Origin of the sequence: Micromonospora sp. NPDC005979 (genome assembly GCF_040614415.1) — a bacterium.
Taxonomy (GTDB): Bacteria; Actinomycetota; Actinomycetes; order Mycobacteriales; family Micromonosporaceae; genus Micromonospora.
In genome coordinates, this window is the sequence record NZ_JBEXUR010000007.1 from 264,510 (window position 1) to 286,682 (window position 22,173).

Annotated in this window: 18 protein-coding genes; 3 read left to right on the forward strand and 15 right to left on the reverse strand. The window is 70.9% G+C overall.

What is annotated here, in order from left to right; translation table 11 throughout:
• Positions 1 to 89: 89 nt before the first annotated feature.
• From ABZ272_RS14630 to ABZ272_RS14695, 14 genes are all read right to left on the reverse strand, one after another.
• Positions 90 to 2,225, reverse strand: coding sequence for an RICIN domain-containing protein (locus ABZ272_RS14630; protein ID WP_355050437.1), 2,136 nt, complete (start codon positions 2,223 to 2,225; stop codon positions 90 to 92).
• 356 nt (positions 2,226 to 2,581) lie between these two features.
• Complete coding sequence (gene araA, locus ABZ272_RS14635) at positions 2,582 to 4,084, reverse strand: L-arabinose isomerase (RefSeq protein ID WP_355050438.1); 1,503 nt, start codon at positions 4,082 to 4,084, stop codon at positions 2,582 to 2,584.
• A gap of 26 nt (positions 4,085 to 4,110) precedes the next feature.
• Positions 4,111 to 5,103, reverse strand: coding sequence for a galactofuranose ABC transporter, permease protein YjfF (yjfF, locus tag ABZ272_RS14640; RefSeq protein WP_355050439.1), 993 nt, complete (start codon positions 5,101 to 5,103; stop codon positions 4,111 to 4,113).
• The gene (locus ABZ272_RS14645; RefSeq protein WP_355050440.1) at positions 5,100 to 6,170 is read right to left on the reverse strand and encodes an ABC transporter permease; all 1,071 of its coding nucleotides are present in this window, start codon (positions 6,168 to 6,170) and stop codon (positions 5,100 to 5,102) included. Before ABZ272_RS14645 ends, yjfF begins: the two co-directional genes overlap by 4 nt.
• Complete coding sequence (locus ABZ272_RS14650; RefSeq protein WP_355050441.1) at positions 6,167 to 7,708, reverse strand: sugar ABC transporter ATP-binding protein; 1,542 nt, start codon at positions 7,706 to 7,708, stop codon at positions 6,167 to 6,169. The genes ABZ272_RS14645 and ABZ272_RS14650 overlap by 4 nt, the downstream gene beginning before the upstream one ends.
• A gap of 187 nt (positions 7,709 to 7,895) precedes the next feature.
• Positions 7,896 to 8,888: an ABC transporter substrate-binding protein gene (locus tag ABZ272_RS14655; RefSeq protein ID WP_355050442.1), complete on the reverse strand. Its 993-nt coding sequence runs from the start codon at positions 8,886 to 8,888 to the stop codon at positions 7,896 to 7,898.
• A 120-nt stretch (positions 8,889 to 9,008) separates the two neighbouring features.
• A complete protein-coding gene (locus ABZ272_RS14660) occupies positions 9,009 to 9,701 on the reverse strand; it encodes an L-ribulose-5-phosphate 4-epimerase (RefSeq protein ID WP_355050443.1) in 693 nt (230 codons plus the stop codon).
• The gene (araB, locus tag ABZ272_RS14665; protein WP_355050444.1) at positions 9,698 to 11,380 is read right to left on the reverse strand and encodes a ribulokinase; all 1,683 of its coding nucleotides are present in this window, start codon (positions 11,378 to 11,380) and stop codon (positions 9,698 to 9,700) included. Before araB ends, ABZ272_RS14660 begins: the two co-directional genes overlap by 4 nt.
• A gap of 602 nt (positions 11,381 to 11,982) precedes the next feature.
• On the reverse strand, positions 11,983 to 12,771 hold the full coding sequence (locus tag ABZ272_RS14670; RefSeq protein WP_355050445.1) for an ABC transporter permease: 789 nt from the start codon (positions 12,769 to 12,771) through the stop codon (positions 11,983 to 11,985).
• The gene (locus ABZ272_RS14675; RefSeq protein WP_355050446.1) at positions 12,768 to 13,736 is read right to left on the reverse strand and encodes an ATP-binding cassette domain-containing protein; all 969 of its coding nucleotides are present in this window, start codon (positions 13,734 to 13,736) and stop codon (positions 12,768 to 12,770) included. The genes ABZ272_RS14670 and ABZ272_RS14675 overlap by 4 nt, the downstream gene beginning before the upstream one ends.
• A gap of 32 nt (positions 13,737 to 13,768) precedes the next feature.
• Positions 13,769 to 14,611, reverse strand: coding sequence for a DUF4097 family beta strand repeat-containing protein (locus ABZ272_RS14680; RefSeq protein ID WP_355050447.1), 843 nt, complete (start codon positions 14,609 to 14,611; stop codon positions 13,769 to 13,771).
• A gap of 57 nt (positions 14,612 to 14,668) precedes the next feature.
• Entirely contained in the window at positions 14,669 to 15,196 is a 528-nt protein-coding gene (locus ABZ272_RS14685; protein WP_355050448.1) for a hypothetical protein, read from the reverse strand.
• 66 nt (positions 15,197 to 15,262) lie between these two features.
• Positions 15,263 to 16,474 (reverse strand): FUSC family protein, encoded by a 1,212-nt coding sequence (locus ABZ272_RS14690; RefSeq protein WP_355050449.1) that lies wholly within the window; start codon positions 16,472 to 16,474, stop codon positions 15,263 to 15,265.
• Positions 16,475 to 16,569: 95 nt separating this feature from the next.
• Entirely contained in the window at positions 16,570 to 17,538 is a 969-nt protein-coding gene (locus ABZ272_RS14695; RefSeq protein WP_355050450.1) for an SDR family NAD(P)-dependent oxidoreductase, read from the reverse strand.
• 83 nt (positions 17,539 to 17,621) lie between these two features.
• Here ABZ272_RS14695 and ABZ272_RS14700 point away from each other — a divergent pair, with 83 nt between their 5' ends.
• From ABZ272_RS14700 to ABZ272_RS14710, 3 genes are all read left to right on the forward strand, one after another.
• Positions 17,622 to 18,548: an AraC family transcriptional regulator gene (locus ABZ272_RS14700; protein WP_355050451.1), complete on the forward strand. Its 927-nt coding sequence runs from the start codon at positions 17,622 to 17,624 to the stop codon at positions 18,546 to 18,548.
• Positions 18,549 to 18,710: 162 nt separating this feature from the next.
• On the forward strand, positions 18,711 to 20,906 hold the full coding sequence (locus ABZ272_RS14705) for a hypothetical protein (RefSeq protein WP_355050452.1): 2,196 nt from the start codon (positions 18,711 to 18,713) through the stop codon (positions 20,904 to 20,906).
• A gap of 68 nt (positions 20,907 to 20,974) precedes the next feature.
• A complete protein-coding gene (locus ABZ272_RS14710) occupies positions 20,975 to 21,625 on the forward strand; it encodes a class I SAM-dependent methyltransferase (protein ID WP_355050453.1) in 651 nt (216 codons plus the stop codon).
• 6 nt (positions 21,626 to 21,631) lie between these two features.
• Here the strand turns inward: ABZ272_RS14710 and ABZ272_RS14715 are convergent, their stop codons facing one another.
• On the reverse strand, positions 21,632 to 22,162 hold the full coding sequence (locus tag ABZ272_RS14715) for an adenylate kinase (RefSeq protein ID WP_355050454.1): 531 nt from the start codon (positions 22,160 to 22,162) through the stop codon (positions 21,632 to 21,634).
• Between the last annotated feature and the right edge of the window lie 11 nt (positions 22,163 to 22,173).

The window sequence follows — 22,173 nt, forward strand, 5'->3', positions numbered from 1 at the left end:
ACAGGGCGGCGACTGATCTGCTGCGACGACACGGACCCTCCACCTGCGGGGTGGGCGACGCCGTCACCTCACTCGTTGTGTGACCGGCGTCACGGTGTGGTCAGGTCGAAGCGGCGGACGGCGACCGAGCCACCGAGCGCCTGGGTCGCGTGGTTGAAGATGGCGAACCGGTAGCCCATGAAGAACTGCCAGTTGTTCGCCAACGTCAGGGCGTTGCCGAACGACGTGAAGTTGACGCCGTCCGTGCTGTACGAGAAGCGTGCCTGTCGACCCGAGCCCGGTCTGATGTCGGCGTTGGCGCGCAACCAGATCCGGCCACCGGAGATGGCGGTGCTCGCCGCCTCGCTGCCGGTGCTGGTGGTGTTCCAGTTGCCGTCCATCGTCAGACCGTTCTGCATCACCAGACGGGTGGATCCGTTGTCCCGCTTGATGCCGATCCAGGCGGACGAGTTGCGCAGCACCGCCAGACCGGTGCGGTCACCGTCGCGCATCGTCGAATAGTCCAGCTCGATGGTGGCGGTGGAGGTGGGGCCCTGGATGCGGTGTGTCAACGTGTTGCGCGCCGCGTACAGGTCGCCGGTCACCGTGGCGGTCTGCAGGTTCAGCCCGTTGTTTACCGACCACCGGCTGTTGTCCGGGTTGTGGTTCCACTCCCACTGCGGGCCGAGCGTGGTGCCGGCGAACGTGTCGGTGCCCGTCAGCGGCTTCACCGCACGCGGCGGTGTGGGCAGGTTCGGCTTCGGGTAGGAGCTGCCCCAGGCGCCGTTGACGGTCTGCAGCACCGGCCAGCCGTCGCTGGTCCAGGTGATCGGCGCCAGGGCCGGCATCCGACCACCGGGGTACGCGTCGACGAACGACATGTAGTACCAGTCGCCGTTCTGGGTCTGCACGAGACCGCCCTGGTGGGGCACGCCGCCGCCCGAGATGGGACCGGGCAGGTTGAGCAGCACCTGACGCTGCTCGTACGGGCCGAACGGGCCGTTGGTCGACTTCAGCACGTACTGGCCGTTGGCGGGCCGGGTGAGCCAGATGTAGTAGGCCCCGTTGCGCTTGTAGAACCGGGCGCCCTCCAGGGTGCCGATGCTCGACGGGGTCTGGTACACCTGCTGGGCGCGTACCTGGGACTTCCCGTCGGCGGACAGCTGGGCGACGCTGATCGTGGTGTTGCCGTACGCCACGTACATGGTGTCGTTGTCGTCGATCAGCATGCCCGCGTCGTAGTAGCAGTTGGGGATGGTGGTGTGCTTGCTCCAGGTGCCGTCGACGGCCGACGCGGTGTAGATGTGCGTCTGCGCGAAGTCGATGCACCCGGCCCAGTAGTACGTGCGGTTGCTCGGCCGGTAGTTCAACGTCGAGGCCCAGATCCCGTCGACGTACGCGTTGCCGCCGCTCATGTCGTACTTCGAGCCGAAGTCGAGCCGGGGCACGGCGTGCCCGGCGTACTCCCAGTTCACCAGGTCATACGAGCGCAGGACCGGTGCGCCGGGCGAGTAGTGCATGGTGGACGACGTCAGGTAGTAGACGTTGTCCACCCGGATGATGTCGACGTCGGCGAAGTCCTGCCAGATGGCCGGGTTCGAGAACGTGCCGTTCGACGGTGGCGGAGTGGTGGGGGGCGGCGTGGTGGGCGGGGGCGTGGTGGGGTTGCCCCCGCCGTCGACGCGCACCAGCTGCCACTGCTGGTTGGTGCCGTTCCAGTCGTCGTACTGCACGATGTTGCCGCCGTCGGCGGTCGAGGCGCTCTGCACCTCCATGACCTTGTTGCTGTTGCGGTTGACCAGGCGCACGTAGCCGCCGTCGGAGTCGGCCAGCCGGAACTGCTGGTTGGTGCCGTTGTTGTCGGACCACTGCACGATCGCCCCGCCGTTGGCGGTCGAACGGCCGGAAACGTCCAGCACCTTGCCCGACAACCGCGACTTGACCCGGTAGTAGCCACTACCGGAATCCACGAACTGCCACTGCTGCTGGTTGCCGTTGTTACGCGTCCACTGCGTGATCCGCGCACCGTCGTTCGTGGCCAGGTTGTAGACGTCCAACGCCTTGCCACTGTTGCGGTTCACCAGGACGTACCACGCGCTCGTGTCGACCGTGGCCGCCGACGCGGGCGCCGCGGCCACCGCCACGGCCGCGCCACCGACCACCAGAGCCGTCGCGGCGACGGCCAATCTCGACAGCCAGTTGCGCCGGCGTGGCGCACCCCGGGGAACCCGACCGATGGAAAGCATGATCCTCCTCTGCTGACGCGAACTGTGCGGTCTAAGCCGGCGTCCGCGGCACCGGGCGGGGCACCGAGCTGACCACGCCCGGCCATGTGATCGCTAACAGCACACCCCAGGCGTCACGGCAGCACGATGCCGACGACGAGGGGTTAGGACGCGCGCACGGCCGGACCAGGCAACGACATCGACCACCTTGGTTATAGACTGTGAGCGATAACATGCTCTTAGTCAAGGCGTAACACAAGCGGCCCGCAGGCCTGCTAACGCACGCGGCAGAGGTCGGACGCAGACCCGAACGGGTGGTCCATCCCGGCCCGCAGGCAGGGGTGGACCACCCGGTTCACCAGAGGTTTCGGCGCAGGTCAGAAGCCGCGCGCCAGCCGGTAGTAGGCCTGGTTCCAGCGGATCTCGTCGGCGAAGCGGCGCGTCGTGGTCTCGGCGTCGATCACGACCAGCTCGGTCCGGCTCATCTCGGCCAGATCGTGCAGCTCCTCGGCGCCCACCGCCTGCGAGAGCACCGTGTGGTGCGGGGCGCCGGCGGTGATCCAGGACTCGGCGGAGACCGGCAGGTCGGGACGCGGTCGCCAGACGGCGCGCGCCACCGGCAGCCGGCGCAGCGGCTGGGGCGGCGGCACGACGTCGATCTCGTTCGCCACCAACCGGAACCGCTCCCCCATGTCGGCCAACCCGAGCACGACCGCCGGACCGGGCGCGGCGTCGAACACGAGCCGCACCGGATCCTCCCGGCCGCCGATGCTCAGCGGGTGGATCTCGACGTTGGGCACGTCGGACGCGATGGTCGGACAGACCTCGAGCATGTGCGCGCCGAGCACCAACTCCTGGCCCGGGGTCAGGTCGTAGGTGTAGTCCTCCATGAACGACGTGCCGCCCGAGACCCCCACGGACATCGCCTTGATGGTGTGCACCAGGACGGAGGTCTTCCAGTCGCCCTCGCCGCCGAAGCCGTAGCCGTCCGCCATCAGCCGCTGCACGGCGATGCCGGGGAGCTGACGCAGGCCGCCGAGGTCCTCGAAGTTCGTGGTGAACGCCCGGAACCCACCGGCCTCCAGGAAGGCACGCATACCCAACTCGAGGCGGGCCGCGTACCGCAGCGAGTCGTGCCGCTCACCGCCGGGAAGCAGCTCGGCGCCCACGCGGTAGGTGTCGCCGTACTCCTTGACCAGCTCGTCCACGTCGGCGTCGGCGACCTCGCCGACAACCTCGACCAGGTCGTTCACGCCGTAGGTGTTGACCGACACCCCGAAGCGCAGCTCCGCCTCGACCTTGTCGCCCTCGGTGACCGCGACGTCGCGCATGTTGTCGCCGAAGCGGGCCAGGCGCAGCGACCGCATCGCCGACCAGCCGGTCGCCGCGCGGGCCCAGGCGCCGACCCGGGCGGTCACCCGCGGGTCGCTGACGTGCCCGGCGACCGTCTTGCGGGCCACACCGAGGCGGGTCTGGATGTACCCGAACTCACGGTCGCCGTGCGCGGCCTGGTTCAGGTTCATGAAGTCCATGTCGATGTCGTCCCACGGCAGCAGGACGTTCGCCTGGGTGTGCAGGTGCAGCAGCGGCGTCTGCAACGCGTCCAGCCCGGCGATCCACATCTTCGCCGGCGAGAACGTGTGCATCCACGCGATGACCCCGATCGCGCCCTGGGCGGCGGCCTCCCGGCAGACCCGCAGGATCTCGCCGCTGTTGGTCAGGACGGGCTTCCAGACCACCCGGGCGGGAATCTGCGGCGAGTCGTCGAGCGTGGCCGCGATCTGGCGGGACTGCTCGGCGACCTGCCGGAGCGTCTCCTCGCCGTACATGCCTTGGCTGCCGGTGAGGAACCAGATCTCGGGTTCGGGGTGTGGTGCCATGGGGTTGCCTTCCGCGAGAGGGGCGGTCACTTGTAACGGATTCCGATGAGTCGCTGCAGGAGGATGAACGCGAAGAGCAGGCCGCCGATCACGATCTTGGTCCACCAGGAGTTGAGGCTGCCGTCGAACGTGATGAGGGTCTGGATCACACCCAGGACCAGCACGCCGAGCACGGTGCCGAAAATGTAACCCGCGCCGCCGGTGAGCACCGTGCCGCCGATGACGACGGCGGCGATGACGTCCAGCTCCATGCCGACGGCGATCAGCGGCGCCCCGGAGAGGGTGTAGAACGACAGCAGGATTCCGCCGATCGCGGAGCAGAGCCCGCTGATCGTGTAGACGGCGATCCGGGTACGCCCCAGCGGCAGGCCCATCAGCAGCGCCGACTGCGGGTTGCCGCCGATCGCGTAGACGTTCCGTCCCAACCGGGTGTACGCCAGCACGTACGCGGCTATGAGCACCACGGCGAAGGCGATCAGCACGCTGATCGAGACGAAGTTGCCCCGGGGATCGCCGATCCGCTCCTGCGACATCCTGGTCCAGAATCCGTCGGTGATCGGGATCGACGAGTCCGAGATGAACGTGCACATGCCCCGGGCGAAGAACATCCCGGCGAGCGTGACGATGAACGGCTGGATGTCGAAGAAGTGGATGACGCAGCCCATCAGCAGGCCGAGCGTCGGCCCGATGAGCAGCGCGATCACGAGCACGAGCGCCGCCGGCAGGCCCTTCTCCAACAGCGATGCCGACACCATCGCCGTCATGGCGACGACGGACCCGACCGACAGGTCGATGCCGCCGGTGAGGATCACGAAGGTCATGCCGACCGCGACGACGAGCAGGAAGCCGTTGTCGATGAAGACGTTGAAGATGACCTGCACGTTGGAGAACGCCGTGTACTGGGACACGCCGATGCCGTACATGACCAGCAGCAGGGCGAGCGTGGCCAGCACCGGCACCTGCCGCCGGGGCAGCCGGAACCGGGTGCGGCGGGGGGCGGTGAGCGATCCGGTGGTCATGCCGGCACCTGCTCCTTCGGCTTGTCGGCGACGGGGCGCGGCGGCGGGGTGCTCTTCCGTCGCCGGCTGAACCGGGCCCGGAAGGCCGGCGCCTGGATGAGGCACACGGCGATGACGACCACCGCCTTGAACAGCAGCGACGTCTGCGGCGAGATGTTCATGGCGTACACCGTGGTGGTCAGGGTCTGGATGATCAGCGCCCCGAGGATGGTGCCGCTGAGGTAGAACCGGCCACCGGCGAGGGACGTACCGCCGATGACGACCGCCAGGATGGCGTCCAGCTCCACCCAGAGGCCGACAGCGTTGCCGTCGGCGCTGGACACGTTGGCCGTCATCATGAAACCGGCGATCGCGGCACAGGCGGCGCTGAGCACGTACACGAGGAAGATGACCCGGTTGGACCGGATGCCCGCCAGCCGGCTCGCCTCGGCGTTGCCGCCCACCGACTCGACGATCATGCCGAGCGCGGTGCGACGGGTGAACGCGGCGACGAGCAGGGCGGCGGCGAGCGCGATGAAGATGGCCAGCGGCAGGGTCAGCAGGTGACCCAGCCCGATGGCCCGGAACGGCCCCGAGTTGATGGTGATGATCTGGCCCTGGGTGATCAGCTGGGCGAGGCCGCGACCGGCCACCATCAGGATCAGCGTGGCGATGATCGGTTGGATACCGATCACGGCCACCAGGACCCCGTTCCAGGCGCCCAGCACCAGCGAGATACCGAACGCCATCGCGAGGGCGGTCAGCACCACGACGAGGCTGTTCTGGTCGGTCTGCTTGCTGATGTACATGCAGGCGACCGCGCCGCTGATCGCGCAGATGGAGCCGACCGACAGGTCGATGCCGCCGGTCGAGATGACCAGGGTCATGCCCAGCGCCACGAGGATCAGCGGCGCGCTCAGCCGCAGGATGTCGATCGGCGTGCCGTACAGGTGCCCGTCCTTGAGCTCGATGGACAGGAACCCGGGCCGGTAGATCGTGTTCGCCGCGAGCATGACCACCAGCACGGCGACGGGCCAGAACAGCCGGTGACCGATCATCGTCCGATAGCGGCCCTTCGTGTCGTTCATCGGTCCGCCTCCTCCCGGTGGGATCCACTCGCGATCGTCTGCATGATGCGCTCCGCGTCGAGGTCCTCGTTGTTGGCGAGCTGCGCGACCATCTGCCGGTCCCGCATGACCGCCACCTTGTGGCTGAGGCGCAGCACCTCCTCCAACTCGGCCGAGATGAACAGCACCGCCATCCCACCGTCGGACAGTTGCGCCACGAGCCGCTGGATCTCGGTCTTCGCGCCGATGTCGATGCCGCGGGTCGGCTCGTCCAGGATCAGCAGCCGTGGTTCGGTGATCAGCCAGCGGGCGAGGAGCACCTTCTGCTGGTTGCCGCCGGAGAGGTTGCGGACCGGCACCTCCGGGTCCGCCGGACGGATGTTGAGCGCCTTGACGTACTTGTCGACCAGCTCGTCCTGTCGGCGGCGCGGGATGGGCCGCAGCCAACCCCGGGCGGCCTGCATGGCGAGGATCATGTTCTCGCGGACCGACAGGTCGGGGACGATGCCCTCGGCCCGACGGTTCTCCGAGCAGAAGCCGACGCCCTGGTCGATGGCCTGCGCGGGGGTACGCAGGCTGCTCGACGTGCCGTCGATCGCGACCTGCCCGCCGTCGGCCCGGTCGGCGCCGAAGAACAACCGCGCCACCTCGGTACGCCCCGAGCCCAGCAGGCCGGCGAGGCCCACCACCTCACCGGGGTGGATGGTCAGACTGAACGGCTCGACCGCGCCCGCCCGGCCCAGCTTCGACACGGCCACCAGGGGGGTGCCCTCCTCGATCGCGGCCAGGTCGCGCCGGGAGTGCTCCTCGATCCCCTCGAGGACGTCGAGCTCCTTGCCGATCATCTTCTCGACGAGGCCGAGTTGGGGCAGCTCGGCGGTCAGATACTCGCCGACGAGTCCGCCGTTGCGCAGCACCGTGATGCGGTCGGCGATCTCGTAGACCTGGTCGAGGAAGTGCGTCACGAACAGGATCGCGATGCCCTCGTCGCGGAGCTGCCGCATGATGCGGAACAACTGCGCGACCTCACCCGCGTCGAGACTGGACGTCGGCTCGTCCAGGATCAGCACCCGGGCCTGGATGTCGATCGCGCGGGCGATCGCGACCATCTGCTGGATCGCGAGGGAGTACGAGCCCAGCGGCGCGCTGACGTCGAGGTCGAGGTCGAGGCGGCTCAGCAGCGCGCGGGCGCGACGGCGGACCTCGCCCCAGCGGACGGCGCCGAACAGCCTCGGCTCACGTCCGATGAAGATGTTCTCCGCCACCGAGAGGTTGGTGCAGAGATTGACCTCCTGGTAGACGGTGCTCACCCCGGCGGCCGTCGCCTGCATCGGCCCGCTGAAGGACACCGGCTCACCGCCGAGGGTGATCGTGCCGTCGTCGGTGTCGTAGACGCCGGTCAGCACCTTGATGAGGGTCGACTTCCCGGCGCCGTTCTCGCCCATCAGGGCGTGCACCTCGCCGGGGAAGAGCCGGAAGTTGACGTCGTGGAGTGCACGCACCCCGGGGAAGGACTTGCTGATCCCGGTCATCGTCAGGACCGGACGGCTATCCGTCATCCCATCAGACCTCTTCTGGGGGTTGTCGACGCGGATGGGCCGTTGCGCTCCCACCGCGCCCGCCCGGCCCTTCACCTGGGCTCGGGCGGGCGTGGCGCGGGTCGTCGCGGGTCATGCCCGGTCCGTTCGGGTTTACGGGGCGACGCGGCGGGGCCGCCACGCGAGCGCGGCGACCCCTCCTCGTCGATCAGTACTTGCGGTTGGGCAGAGCCTCCTTGGCCTGCTCCTGGGTGAAGGTGGTCTCCTCGGTCTCGATCCGGGCCGGCACCGTCTCACCCGCGTGGACCTTCTTGGCGAGGTCCATCAGCTGTGGGCCGAGCAGCGGGCTGCACTCCGCGATGAAGTTGAACTTCCCGTCGGCGAGCGCCTGCATACCGTCCTTGACGGCGTCGACCGTGATGATGGTGATGTCCTTGCCCGGCACCTTGCCGGCCGCGGTGATCGCCTCGAGAGCACCCAGACCCATGTCGTCGTTGTGCGCGAACAGCACGTCGATCTTCGGGTTGGCCTTGAGGAACTGCTCCATGACCTGCTTGCCGCCCGCCCGGGTGAAGTCACCCGGTTGCGAGGCGATGATCTTCAGGTTCGGGTTGACGGCGATCGCCTCGCCGAAGCCCTTCTTGCGGTCGTTCGCCGGAGCGGCACCCGTGTTGCCCTGCAGCTCGACGATGTTGACCGGGCCCGTGGCGCCCTTCTTCTGCTCGACCAACCACTCGCCCGCGAGCTTGCCCTCCTTGACGAAGTCCGAGCCGAGGAAGGTCTTGTAGAGGGTCTTGTCGGCCGAGTCGACCGAGCGGTCGGTCAGGATGACCGGGATGCCGGCGTCCTTGGCCTCCTTGAGCACGGTGTCCCACCCGGACTCCACCACCGGCGAGAAGGCGATGACGTCCACCTTCTGCTGGATGTAGTTGCGGATGGCCTTGATCTGGTTCTCCTGCTTCTGCTGCGCGTCGTCGAACTTCAGCTCGATGCCCGCCGCGGCAGCCGACTCCTTGATCGAGGTGGTGTTCGCCGTACGCCACCCGCTCTCGGCGCCGACCTGGGAGAAGCCCATCGTGATCTTGCCGTCGTCCTTGGACCCGCCGCCGCCGGTGTCGCTGTTGCCGCAGGCCGCCACGCCGCCGATGAGCAGCACACTGGCGAGGACCGCGATAGCGCGCTGCGTTCGCATCTTTCTCATCAGATCTCCTTGGCTGGGTGTGGTGGGGACCGCGTCAGCCGCCGACGAGAGGAGGTGGCGTACGCGGGTGGTGCGTGCTGGTGCGTCGGTGGAGCAGACCGGCGGGCCGTGTGGAGACGGTCAGGAGCCCGCCGGTGCGACTGGTTGTTGGCCGTAGACGTTCTGGTATCGGTGGTAGAGAGCGTCGATGTCGGCCTGCGCGATCGGCACGGGCTGCCCGAGGGTGCGCGCCAGGTACGAGGTACGGGCCACGTCCTCGCACATGACCGCGGCCTTGACCGCCGCGCGGGCGTTCCGGCCGATGGTGAAGACGCCGTGGTTGCGCATGAGCACGGCGGGTGAACGGTGCCCGGAGAGCGTGGCGACGATGCCCTTGCCGATGTCGTCGCCGCCGATCAGCGCGAACGGGCCCAGCGGGATCTCCCCGCCGAACTCGTCGGCCTGCGCGGTGAGGTGGCAGGGGATCGCCTCGCCACAGGCGGCCCAGGCGCTGGCGTACGAGCTGTGCGTGTGCACCACGCCGCCGACCTCGGGCATGGCGCGGTAGACGTACGCGTGGGCGGCCGTGTCGCTGGACGGTGCCAGGTCACCCTCGACGAGGGTGCCGTCGAGGTCGCAGACGACCATCGTCTCGGCCGTGAGGTCGTCGTAGCCCACGCCGCTCGGCTTGATGACCATGAGGTCCTGGCCGGGCACCCGGGCGGAGACGTTGCCGGACGTCCAGGCGACCAGGTTGTACCGGGTCAGCTCGCTGTGCAGGCGGGCGACGGTCTCGCGCAGTTCACCGATCTGCCGGCTCACCTCGGCGTTCATGCGACGACCTCCAGCGTGGCCTCGTGCGTGGGCGCGGCGGCCTCTACCGCCGCGTTGCGGATCGCCCGGAGGCGGAGCATGACGTCGTTGCCGCCGCGACCGAAGTGGTCGTGCAGCGCCCGGTACTCGGCGTACAGGCCGTCGTAGGCACGGGCCCGCTCCGGGTCCGGCGTGTAGACGGCCTCGTGCACCCGCCCCATCGCTTGGGACGCCTCGTGGATCGACGGGTACGCCCCGGCGGCGACGGCGGCGTGGATCGCCGAGCCGAGCGCCGGCCCCTGCGCGGACGCGATGATGTTCAGCGGGCGCTTGGTCACGTCGGCGTAGATCTGCATCAGGAGCTTGTTGTTGGTGAGGCCGCCGGCGATCACCAGGTCGTTGACGGGCACCCCGGCCTCGACGAACGCGTCGATGATCATCCTGGTGCCGTACGCCGTGGCCTCCAGCAGCGCGCGGTAGATGTCCTGCGGGCGGGTGGCCAGGGTCATCCCGACGATCATCCCGCTCAGGTCGTGGTTGACCAGCAACGAGCGGTTGCCGTTCCACCAGTCCAGCGCGACCAGGCCGTGCGCGCCGACCGGCTGGCTGGCGGCCAGTTCGGTGAGGCGTTCGTGCGAGTCGAACCCGGCCGGTGCGCCGTGCTCGACGAACCACCCGAAGATGTCGCCGACACCGCTCTGGCCGGCCTCGTAGCCCCACGCGCCGGGGCTGATGCCGCCGTCGACCACGCCGCACATCCCGGCGACCTCGGCCGGGTGCTCGCCGTTGACCACGTGGCAGGTGGACGTGCCCATGATGGCGACCAGCCGACCGGGCTGAACGGCCTGGGCAGAGGCGGCGGTGACGTGCGCGTCGACGTTGCCGACCGCCACGGCGATCCCCTCCGGGAGACCGGTCCAGGCGGAGGCGCGGGCGCTGAGCGTGCCGGCTCGCGCGCCGAGCGGCAGCAGCGGACCGTCGAGCTTGGCCACGAAGTCGCCGAAGTCGGGGTTGAGCGCGGTCAGGAAGCTCTCGGACGGGTACTGCCCGTCCTGCAGGATGCCCTTGTAGCCGGCCGTGCAGACGTTACGGGTCTCGGTGCCGCTGAGCTGCCAGACGATCCAGTCGGCGGCCTCGATGAACCGCTCGGCCCGGTGGTAGATCTCCGGGTCCTCCTCCAGGATCTGCAGACCCTTGGCGTACTGCCACTCGGCGGAGATCTTTCCGCCGTACCGGCCGATCCACGGCTCCGACCGCTCGTGGGCCAGCGCGTTGATCCGGTCGGCGTGCGGCTGCGCGGCGTGGTGCTTCCACAGCTTGACCCAGGAGTGCGGCCGGTCGCGCAGCTCGGGGTCCTCGCAGAGCGGGGTGCCGTCGGCGCGCGTCGGGAGCACCGTGCAGGCGGTGAAGTCGATGCCGATGCCCACCACCGCCGCCGGGTCCACCCCCGCCGCGGCGACCGCGGCCGGAACGGCGTGGCGCAGCACGTCGCGATAGTCGTCCGGGTTCTGCAACGCCCAGTCCGGGGGCAGCGACCGACCTCCGGGCAGCGTCTCGCTGATGACCCCGTCGCCGTACTCGTGCACCGCGGTCCCGAGCTCGGCACCATCAGAAACCCGGACCACCAGGGCCCGCCCGGAGAGGGTGCCGAAATCGACACCCACGACGTAGCTTTCGGCAGCTCCGCCCACACGCTCCATGTTCACCTCCACCGTTAACGGGGATAGTGTTAACGCTCACATCCAGCCTCGTCAAGACATCTACCTGCAACAGCTCCGTAACGGAACGCGGAGGCCGCACCGACTCGGGCGCGTCGATACCGGACCCGCGCGACGCCCGCGTCCCGCAGTTTGCGGCCGCGAACCGCCGCAGCGCGCGGATGTCAGCGATAACATCGACAGCCCTGCCGCCCCTGCGTGATCAGGCCCGCCGAACGGGTTTCCGCCCCGTCCGGACCCCATGACCCCGCACTCCGACGCCAACGGTCGCGGCAGAGCACCGGCCGGCGCAGAATGTTATCGATAACATTCGATGTCCCGACTGCGGCTGACGCGGGTCGATCATGGAGTTGTGGTGGGAGACCAAGCGGTTGAGTCAACCTAATCCGGGCACCACGAGTCCATGATCGGCCCGTTAGGGGGGTCGGCGGAGGCCAGGTCGGTGAGCCGGGCCGACGAGTCCTTGATGCCGGCGCCGACGACCACCCACCCGTGAGCGCGCGCAGGGACCGCTCGGCGACACCGACGACCGACGACCCGGCCACGTCCGGGCCGGGTCGTCGGTCGTCAGAGGACGTTTGGGGTCAGGCCGTGCGCGGACGGTTGTAGAGCGCCTTGGCCCAGCAGAAGCAGCCGACCGTGATGACGGCGCACCAGGCGACCGCGAGGAGCCCGTTGACACCGATTCCGCTGCCGAGCAACAGGCCGCGGAGCGTCTCCATGACCGGGGTGAAGGGCTGGTAGTCGGCGAACAGGCGGACCGGCGTCGGCATCGAGTCGGTGGGGACGAACCCGCTGCCGAGGAACGGCAGCAGCACCAGCGGCATGGGCAGGTTGCTGGCCGTCTCGACGCTCCTGGTGACCAGGCCCAGGGCGACCGACAGCCAGGTGACGGCGAAGGTGACCATGGTCAGCACGCCGATCGCGGCGAGCCACTCGACGGCGTCGGCCGTGGGGCGGAACCCGACGAGCAGTGCGGCGCCGGTGACGGCCGCCAGGCTGACCATGGTCTGGAGAACGCTGCCCACGACGTGGCCGGTGAGAACCGACGGTCGGAAGATCGCCATGGTACGGAAACGGGCGATGATGCCCTCGGCCATGTCCATGGCGACCGAGATCGCGGTGCCCTGTGCCGCGCTGGCCACCGTGATGAGCAGGATGCCGGGGGTGACGTAGTTGGCGTACTCGGCCCGGCCACCGGTCGGCCCGAGGCCGGCGCCGAGCGTGCCGCCGAAGACGTACACGAACAGCAGCAGAAGGATGACCGGGATGCCGATGAGCATGAGGGTCAGCGACGGGTAGCGACGCATGTGCAGGAGGTTGCGCCGCAGCATGGTGTTGGAGTCGCGCAGGGCGAGGGTGAGGGTGCTCATCGCGCGGTGGCCCTTTCACGGCTGGAGGGGGCGTCGGGTTGGCCGGTGAGGGCGAGGAAGACGTCGTCGAGGTCGGGGGTGTGCACAGCGAGGCCGGCCACGGTGATGGCGCTCCGGTCGAGGTCGTCGAGGAGTGACCGCAGCGAAGCGACCCCGCCGTCGCTCGGCACCTCGAGGGTCAGCGCGTTGTCGTCCCGGGTGGCCGTCGCGAACGTACGGGCCGCCGAGTCGAGTTCGTCCTGGTCGGCGAAGCGCAGGACCACGTGACCCCCCGGAATGAGCCGCTTGAGCTCGTGCGGGGTGCCCTCGGCGATCAGCCGACCGTGGTCGAGGAAGGCGACGCGGTCGGCGAGCTGGTCGGCCTCTTCCAGGTACTGGGTCGTCAGCAGGATGGTGACGCCCTCGGCGGCCAGCGCCTTGATGATGTGCCACATGGCGCGGCGGCTGCGCGGGTCGAGCCCGGTCGTCGGCTCGTCGAGGAAGATGACGCGGGGATCGCCGACGAGAGTCATCGCGAGGTCGAGTCGACGGCGCGTGCCGCCGGAGTACGTCGCGGCCGGCTTGTCCGCCGCTTCGGTCAGGTCGAACTGGTCGAGCAGGTCGGCGATCCGGCGGCGACCCGCTGCCCGGTCCAGGCGACACAGATCGGCCATGAGCCGCAGGTTCTCCCGGCCGGTGAGCAGGCTGTCCACCGCGGAGAACTGGCCGGTGACGCCGATCGACCGGCGTACCGCGTCGGCCTCGCGGGTCACGTCGTGGCCGAGGACGCGGGCGTGGCCGCCGTCGGCGGGAAGGAGGGTGGAGAGGATCTGCACGGTGGTGGTCTTGCCGGCGCCGTTGGGGCCGAGCAGCGCGAAGATCGTTCCCTCGGTGATCATCAGGTCGATCCCGTCGAGCACGACCTTGTCGCCGTAGGACTTGCGCAGCTCGGTGGTGACGATCGCGGGTCTGCTGCTGCCGGTCATGGTCTCCTCATTCGTGGTGGGGTCGGGGCGCGTCAGGCGCGGCGGATGGTGATGTCGCCGTAGGAGGTGTTGGCGCGGATCTCGACCGTCTCGTCGGTCTCGGCCGGGCTGTCGGCCGCGTCGAGGGCGTTGTGGACGCGGCCGTGTCGGGAGCTGACGTCGAGCCAGGCGGCGGTGCCACGCCGGACCCCCACCTCGATCGCGCCGTAGGAGGTCTGCGACTCGATCGACCCGCGCACGACCTCGCCCAGCCGCACGTTGCCGTACGCGGTGCGCGCCGCCACCGAGGCGGTCGACGCGTCGACGGTGATGTCGCCGTACGCGGTGTTGATGCGGACGTCGCCTCCGCTGCGACCGATCCAGCAGTCGCCGGAGGAGTTCTTGATCTCGGCGGTGCCGTCGACCGCGCCGAGGCGCACCTTGCCGGACGACGCCTTCACCCGGGCGGAACCGGTGACGCGCTCCACCGCGACCTCGCCGTGGCTGCTGTCGATCTCCAGCGACCCGGTCTCCTCCAGCCGAATCGTGCTCCCGGTCTTGATGTGGCACTCACCGAGCCGACCCTCGCCGCGGAAGGCCGCCCAGGCCGCCTCGGCGTGCAGCCGCGTGCCGCTCGGAACCTCGATCAGGACGTCGACCGACGGTCCGGAGCCGAAGCCGTACCGACGCCAGCTCTTCGGCACCCTGATGCGCAGGTGCCCGGCGGCGAAGTCGACGGTGGTCTGCTCGGCCGCGTTCACGTCGGCCTTGCTCGACGGGTCGCGGGGCCGCACCCGTACCACCGTGTCGGTGCGGTCGGTCGCGGCGATCCAGGCGTCCCCGATGGGCAGCTCGACCTGGACGGAGATCGGTTCTGGCGTGTCGAAAACAGGCATGGTGGTCTCCCGGGAGGTGTTGGCGGAGGCGGAAGGAGCTACGGGTGGGCGTGCGGGTCAGCGCGCCCAGCCGGTGACGTGCTGGCCGGACCTCGGGGGCTCCGGCCGGCGAGGCGGTTGACGGTCGGGGCCACCGGCCCCGACGGCGCCGGCGACGGCGCGCACCAGCCACGCGTTGACGGAGAGCCCGGCGCGACTCGCGGCCTCGTCGACGCTGGCCTTGAGGTGGTCGGGCAGGCGGAGGTTGATCCGGGACGTGCCGCCCTCGTCGCCCTCGGGTGGCAGCAGAGGCGCCGGGGCCGGAGCTGGCGCGGCGGGCTCGCCCGGACCGTCCGTGGACGCGGTGGCGGGCGCCACCACGAAGTCGGGCTCGCGTCCGCGCAGCCGGACGTGCACCGACCCGGGGGCGAGATCGCGGGTGATCTCGTCGGCCGCGTCGGACAGCGCCTCGAGCAGCGTGAGGTGGGTCGCCGCTTCGAGCTGGGTGAAGAGTCGTTCGGCCAGCGCCCGACTCTCCGGATCCACGCCCTCGGCTGCCACGGCGAACTCGTTACGCAGGTTCTCGACGTACGGCCTCAAGTCCATGGCACCATCATGGCACCATTTTGGCTCAGCATGCAACACCTGTGGCTCACATTGCTGCCATGCTGGTCATCGGCGCTGCTCAGCACGTGTGTCAGCGGTTGCGAACGCGCGGCGGACCACCCGGTTCGCGACCTCCTGACTCAGACCGGTGGCCACCAGCAGGTCGCTGGCGGTCGTCCGGACCTGCGCCACCACGACGGCCCCGGAGAAACCGACCCCGTCCCGGTAGGCGTCACCCGCGGCGCAGACCGCCCGGAGCGCCCGCTCGCGCGCCTGAACGGGTTCCTGGCCGGCGGCGAACTGCCGCTGGAGCAGGCGTACCGCCTCGGACAGGTCGGCGACGGCCGTGGGCAGGGGTTCCGGGACGGGCTCACCGTCCTCGATCAGGGTCACCGCCCGGCGGATCAGCGTGCCCGCGTTGCGCATGGCCCGGTCGACCGGCTCCGCCGTCTGCGCGTACCGGGCCACCGGCCCCTGCCGCTGATGCCAGTGCACCGGCGAGAGGGTGCTGGCCTCCCGGGCGCCCTGCGTCGCCTCGATGAGCGCACCCAGTTCGTCCTTGTTCTGCCGCAACCTCGCGCGGGCGGTCAGCGCGCGGGCGATGTCCCGGTCGGCCAACGCGCCGGCGGTGGCCTCGAGTTGGGCGCTGAGCAGGTCCAGCGCCGGTCGCGCGGCCCGGTTGAGCACCCGCAACGGGCTCAACGGCAGCAGGACGGCGGTGACCAGCAGCGCCACGGCGCCCCCGACGAGAGCGTCCACGAAACGGGGGATCTCCAGGTCGCGCACGGCCGGGCTCAGCGTGGCGATGAGCACGGCCGTGGCGCCCGCCTGGATCACCACCGCCGCGCTGCCGACGAGGAACAGCGCGACGAGGATCGCCAACACGACGATCAGGGCGAGCTGCCACCACCCGGTGCCCATCACCCCGAGCAGCAGGTCCCCGACCAGCACCCCGACCGTGACACCGATGATCAGCTCGATGGTGCGGCGCAGGCGTTGCCCGACCGACGCCGCGAGGGTGGAGACCGCGGAGATCGGCGCGAACACCGGCTGCGAGACGTGCAGCACCTCGCGCACCACCAGCCAGGACAGCGCTGCGGCCACGCCGGCCTGCAGGGCCAGCCCCCCGATACCCCGAACCCGCCGCGCTCGATCCCGCAGCGTGCCCGACAGCTGGCCCCGCAGCCGCGCGACGGTCGACGTCGGGCGGGGCTGTGCTGCCCCGTCGGCGCGCGTCGACGCGTCCCCGTCCGTACCGGGACGACCGGCAGCGACCATGGCGGGCGGCTACCCCGCCGTACCCCGATCAATCCTGAACGCCGGGCGCGGCCACGCGGGCCCGCGCCGCGCCCGACGCCGGACGGTGGTCCGGCTCAGCGCTCGGCGAGCGCTTTCTCGGCGTACGCCCAGAGCTCGTCCGCGGCCGCCGGGTCGACCGCGTGGTCCGCGACGCCGTCCGAGGCGTCGGGGCCGCCGGGAACCACCTCCATCTCCTGGTTGTCGACGAAGTACCGGCCGCCGATGCCGTCGAGCAGGGGCGACGCCGCGAGCAGGACCGTGGTCGAGGCGCCCTGGGCGGGCGTCTTGTAGTAGTCCGGCACCACGAGGTTGCCCGCCTCGTCCATCCCGCCGAGCGCGCGCATCGTGTCGTCGTCGAGGTGGCGCTGGAGGTTGGTGTGGATGTAGCCGGGGTTGAGGGCGTTGGCGGTGATGCCGTCCGCCGCCCACCGCCGGGTGATGCCCACCGCCAGCAGGACGTCCGCCGTCTTGGACTGCCCGTACGCCGTCCACCGGTCGTACGGCCGCCGCTCGAAGTGGGGATCCGCGGCGTCGAACGGGGCACTCAGGTGTGCGCCGGAGCTGACCAGCACGACCCGCGCCGCGCCCGCCGCCCGCAGGTTGTCGTGCAGTCCGACGGCCAGCGCGAAGTGCCCCAGGTAGTTGGTCGCGAGCTGGAGCTCCCAGCCCTGGGCCGAGAGCTGACGGGTCGGCAGCGCCATGATGCCGGCGTTGGCGACCAGCGCGTGGAGCGGGCCGTCCCAGGCCGCGACGAACGCGTCGACCGACGACAGGTCGGCGAGGTCGAGCGCGGCGGCCCGGACACTTCCCCGCGCGGCGTCGCCGGCGAACTCATCGACGAGCCCCGCGGCGCGAGCCGGGTCACGGACGGCGACCGTGACCTCCGCGCCGGCGCCGGCCAGGGCGCGAACCGTCTCGACACCGATGCCGGAGGCGCCGCCGGTGACGATCATCCGACGCCCGGTCAGGTCCATCCCGTCGAGGATCTCGGCGGCGGTGGTACGGGCGGTGAATCCAGTGGTGAGGCGTGCGTGCGCTGTCATGTCCACCACGCTATGCAAGCTCCCTCTGGACTGCCTATAGTCTGGAATCCTTCATACTTTCGCCAGCGTCCAGGACGGTGTGGATGGACCCGCTCGAAGACGTGCTGGCACTGCTCGGCGCCACCGCGCACCTGTCCGCCGGTCTCGTCGCCGGTGGGCGCTGGGCGGTCCGGTTCGACCCGCCGGCCGGCGCCAAGTTCAACGCCATCCGACGCGGCAGCTGTCACCTGCGGGTGGAGGGCGAGGCGGAACCGATCGCCCTCCACGAGGGCGACTGCTACCTGTTGACCCGGCCGGTGGCGTACACGCTCTTCAGCGATCCCGACGTGCCGGCCCAGCCGGCGTACCCGATCTTCGCCGCCGCCGGCGACGGCGTGGCTCACGCCGGTGAGGGTGCCGACATGTTCCTCATCGGCGGCGCGTTCTCCCTGGGCGACCGGGGCCGCAGCCTCCTGCTGGACGGCCTTCCGCCGGTCATCCACGTGCCGGCCGACGCTGGAGAGGCCGCCACCATCCGGTGGGCCCTCGACCAGATCGACATCGAGCTGCGGCGGCCCCAGCTCGGGTCGAGGCTCGTCGCGGAACACCTGGCGCTCGTCCTGCTGATCCAGGTCCTGCGTGTGCACCTCGCCCGCGACCCGCAGCACACCTCCGGTTGGCTGGCCGGGCTCGCCGACCCGGTGGTCGCCCCGGCGCTGCGGGCGATGCACGCCCGGCCCGCGCAGCAGTGGACGGTGGATGCGATCGCCCGCACCGCCGCCGTCTCCCGCTCCACGCTCGCCGCCCGTTTCCGGAAGGTCGTCGGCGTCGGTCCGCTGGAATACCTCACCGGATGGCGGATCGAACTCGCGGCGGACCGCATCCGGCACGGCTCCGACCCCGTCGCGGCCATCGCCCGAGCCGTCGGGTACGGCTCGGAGAGCGCCCTCAGCGTGGCCTTCAAACGGGTCACCGGCGTCTCACCACGCGCCTACCGCCAGGGGGTGGCCGGGAGCGTTCCGGGCGGGTAGGTGACGCGGCAGGCACCGACCGGGGGCGAGCCCGGGCGATTGGGCGCTGTCGGGCGGGGTAGACCCCGGTCCGCCACACCGGTGGCGGGCCACCCACGGACCGATCGCCGGCACCGGGCGGTCGGGGTGTCTCGGGGGGCGGTGGCGGATGGATCAGCGCGGATGAGCGGCCCCGACACCGACTCCGACATCGTGGAGCTACGGGTGCACGGCGTCTCCGGCGCGAGCACCGAGCAGGTGCTGGGCCTGGCGCGGACGGTGCAGGTCGCGGGCGACCACATGGGTGGCTTCGTCCGGGTCCGGCCGCGCTGGGCGACCCCCGAGGCGCGCGGTGTGACGCTGGAGGCGTACCGCTGGGGCGACCTGCCCTCCGGAACCGTCGCCCGCACCCTGGCGCTGGTGCTGCTACTGCCGTTCCTGCTGGTCAACGTGGCGATCTGGATGCGGCCGGCGAACCCCCGCTCGGAGAGCGTGGTCAAGTCCCTCTGCCGGGTGCTGGCACTCACCCTCACCGTGCTGTACGTGCTCGCCATCGCCGGCGTCGCCCTCGACCTGCTCGCCTGGCACTGCCTGAACTCGCCCCGCTGCCTGGCCGGCCGCAGCTGGTTGTCCTGGTTCAGCGGTCAGCCCGTCGGGCGACGACTGGCGGTGTTCGCGCTGGTCCCGGCCGTCGCGATCGGCCTGGTGTGGCGGCTCAGCAACCGGCCCGGGCGGTCGTTCGAGGCGTTCCGCGCGCCCGACGAGGAGGTCGCCGGGCATCGGCTCAGCACCGTCGGCACGTGGGACGCGGAACCCCTGGTGGGGCGGCTGCGGTCCGTGCACGTCGCAGCGGCGTTCGGGACGTTGAGTCTCGTCCTGCTCACCGCTCGCGCCGCGCGGGGCGCCTCGGTCGCCACGATCGCGTTGGCGGTGGTCACCGGCGTGGTCCTGGCGGCCTGCGTGGCGCTCCTCTGCACGCCGGCGCTGATCGACCGGTCCCCCACCGACCGGCGGCTCGACACGATCACCACCGCCCTGCGCACGACCGCGACGGTCCTGGCGGTCGTGGTCGCCGCCCACGTGGCGACCAGCCCGGCCGGCTGGCGCGAGGACGCCGCTCTGCCCGGCTACGACAGGACGCTGGTCTGGCTGTTCGCCACCCAGACGATCCTGCTGGCCGCCCTCGGGGTGATCCTGCTCTGGCGGCGCCGGGGCAGCCCTCTGTTCGGGCTGGGAGCGCTGGTCATCGCGGCCGCGGCGATCAGCACGGCGGTGGGGTACTCCGCCGAGCTGGTCTACCGGGTGGCGGACTACCTCGACCGCGACCTGCCGACCGGGGAGGGCATCGCGTCGGGCCCGCCCCGGGCGTACACCTGGGCGATCTTCGGTTTTCTCCGCACCGCGCTGGTCACGGTCGTCGTCGCCGTGCTGGTCGTCGCGGTCTCCCGCCCCGGTCGTCGCCGCCGTGCGGCGGCGATCGTCGCACGCGACTTTCCGGACGCTCCGGCCGAGGCCCGTCCACGGCTGCGACAGGTACGCGACGCGGTGGCCCGGGCCAGCTTCACCGAACGCCTGGTGCTGCTGGGCGTGATCTTCGGTTGCCTCGCCGGGGTCGGCTCCGCCACCACCACCCTCGGCCTGCTGGGCGTGTTCCCGGGCGACGTCGTCGAACGGTTCACCCGGTTGCCGGCGGGCGCGATCACCTTCAGCATCGCGTTCACCAGTTGGGTGAAGGCGGTGGGCCTTCTCGGCCTGGTGCTCGCCGGTATCTTCGCCTACCGCACCACCAGCTTCCGGCGGCACGTCGGCGTCATCTGGGACCTCGGCACCTTCTGGCCCCGGGCCGCCCACCCGTTCGCGCCGCCCTGCTACGCCGAACGGGCCGTGCCGGAGCTGACCCGGCGGATCACCTACCTGGTGGAGCGCGGGGACCGCGTGCTGCTCTCCGGGCACAGCCACGGCTCGGTCCTGCTCGCCGCCGCGGTGCTCCAGTTGCCATCCCGGATCGGCGACCGGGTCGCGCTGCTCACGCACGGGTCACCGCTGCGCCGGCTCTACGCGCGACTCTTCCCCGCCTACCTCGACGACGCGGTGCTGCGCGAGATCGGCAACCGGGTGGGCTGGCGGTGGGTCAACCTCTGGCGGGACACCGACCCGATCGGCGGGCGCGTCTTTCCCGACCGGGGACCCGAGGCGTCCGCCGGTGACCCGGCCGCCGCTGTGGACCGCCGGGAGGTCGACCCCAGCGACGTGGTGACCCCGCCCGGCGACAGCGTTCCGCCGCCGATCCTCGGGCACTGGCCGGCCGAATCCGACGAGCGGTTCGCGGCGGTGGTGCGCGAGTTGACGCACCGCCTGCGGCGCGCCCCACCGGGGTGAGCCGGACCGGCGCGGTTGACATCGCGACCCATGATTGTCCTCGCCGCCCGCGAATCCTGGAGGTCGACGTGGCCGCTGTGTCCCATCCGGTGTTCGCGCGGGTCTACGAGCGACTCAGCGTCGCCATGGACCGCGCCGGCACCGCCGAGTTCCGCCGCGACCTGGCCGCTGGCCTGAGTGGCCGGGTGGTCGAGGTCGGCGCCGGCAACGGACGCATGTTCGCCCACTACCACCGCGCCGTGACCGAGGTCGTCGCGGTCGAACCGGAACGTCGCCTGCGTGCCGCCGCCGTCCGCGCGGCCGCGGGCGCACCGGTGCCGGTCAGGGTCGTCGACGGCCTGGCCGAGGCGCTGCCCGCCGCCGACGGCGAGTTCGACGCGGCAGTGGTCGCGCTGGTGCTGTGCACCGTACCCGACCAGGCGGCAGCGCTCGCCGAGATCCACCGCGTGCTGCGCCCCGGCGGGCAACTGCGCTTCTTCGAGCACGTCGCGGCCGAGGAACCCAGCCGCCTGCGCCGGGTCCAGCGGCTGTCCGACGCCACGCTGTGGCCGAAGCTGTTCGCCGGCTGCCACACCGGCCGCGACACCACGGCCGCCATCGCGGCGGCGGGGTTCGCCGTCGAGGAGCTGCGACGCTTCCGGTTCCCGACCGGCAGTTCCAGCCCCTCCTCGCCGTGCGTCGTGGGCCGGGCGACCCGCCTCGACGAGTTGGCGGGCTGAGCGCGCTCACCGGGTCGGCAGGCTCGACAGCCAGTCGTCCAGGGCCGCGGGGTGCGTGAACAGGAGAACCGGCGGGCCGGCCGGATCGGCCTGCCAGGTGCGCATCCGCCGCCGCGCGCGCCCGAACGCGGCGACGTGCCAGAGCAGGATCGAGTCCCGGGACAGCACACTGCCGACCGATTCGCGGTTGCCGTTGCAGATCACCTCGCCTGTCCACAGGCGACGCAGCGTACGACGCAGCAGACGCCCGAACGAACGCCACCGCGGGTAGTCCAGGGCCACGACCAGGTCGGCGCGCGCCAGTGGTACGTCCCGCCACCCGTGGTACGCGCCGTCGAGGATCCAGGCGTCCCGGCAGCAGATCTTCTCGATGCGGCGACGCTGCTCGGCGACCGGCACCTCGACCCAGCCCGGCAGCCACAGCAGGTCGTCCACCGGATACCACGGCACGCCGAGGCGCTGCGCCAACCGCGCGGCCAGAGTGGACTTGCCCGCGCCGTACACCCCGTAGACCAGGATGCGACGCGGTGTGGCCATCGCGGCAGCGT

Coding starts and splice junctions, on each gene's coding strand:
- ABZ272_RS14650 (WP_355050441.1), bottom strand. CDS start 7,708: ATGACGGATAGCCGTCCGGTCCTGACGATGACCGGGATCAGCAAGTCC.
- araB (WP_355050444.1), bottom strand. CDS start 11,380: ATGGAGCGTGTGGGCGGAGCTGCCGAAAGCTACGTCGTGGGTGTCGAT.
- ABZ272_RS14690 (WP_355050449.1), bottom strand. CDS start 16,474: ATGGTCGCTGCCGGTCGTCCCGGTACGGACGGGGACGCGTCGACGCGC.
- ABZ272_RS14705 (WP_355050452.1), top strand. CDS start 18,711: ATGAGCGGCCCCGACACCGACTCCGACATCGTGGAGCTACGGGTGCAC.
- ABZ272_RS14675 (WP_355050446.1), bottom strand. CDS start 13,736: ATGACCGGCAGCAGCAGACCCGCGATCGTCACCACCGAGCTGCGCAAG.
- ABZ272_RS14645 (WP_355050440.1), bottom strand. CDS start 6,170: ATGAACGACACGAAGGGCCGCTATCGGACGATGATCGGTCACCGGCTG.
- ABZ272_RS14630 (WP_355050437.1), bottom strand. CDS start 2,225: ATGCTTTCCATCGGTCGGGTTCCCCGGGGTGCGCCACGCCGGCGCAAC.
- ABZ272_RS14695 (WP_355050450.1), bottom strand. CDS start 17,538: ATGACAGCGCACGCACGCCTCACCACTGGATTCACCGCCCGTACCACC.
- araA (WP_355050438.1), bottom strand. CDS start 4,084: ATGGCACCACACCCCGAACCCGAGATCTGGTTCCTCACCGGCAGCCAA.
- ABZ272_RS14715 (WP_355050454.1), bottom strand. CDS start 22,162: ATGGCCACACCGCGTCGCATCCTGGTCTACGGGGTGTACGGCGCGGGC.
- ABZ272_RS14670 (WP_355050445.1), bottom strand. CDS start 12,771: ATGAGCACCCTCACCCTCGCCCTGCGCGACTCCAACACCATGCTGCGG.
- ABZ272_RS14685 (WP_355050448.1), bottom strand. CDS start 15,196: ATGGACTTGAGGCCGTACGTCGAGAACCTGCGTAACGAGTTCGCCGTG.
- ABZ272_RS14680 (WP_355050447.1), bottom strand. CDS start 14,611: ATGCCTGTTTTCGACACGCCAGAACCGATCTCCGTCCAGGTCGAGCTG.
- yjfF (WP_355050439.1), bottom strand. CDS start 5,103: ATGACCACCGGATCGCTCACCGCCCCCCGCCGCACCCGGTTCCGGCTG.
- ABZ272_RS14660 (WP_355050443.1), bottom strand. CDS start 9,701: ATGAACGCCGAGGTGAGCCGGCAGATCGGTGAACTGCGCGAGACCGTC.
- ABZ272_RS14655 (WP_355050442.1), bottom strand. CDS start 8,888: ATGAGAAAGATGCGAACGCAGCGCGCTATCGCGGTCCTCGCCAGTGTG.
- ABZ272_RS14700 (WP_355050451.1), top strand. CDS start 17,622: ATGGACCCGCTCGAAGACGTGCTGGCACTGCTCGGCGCCACCGCGCAC.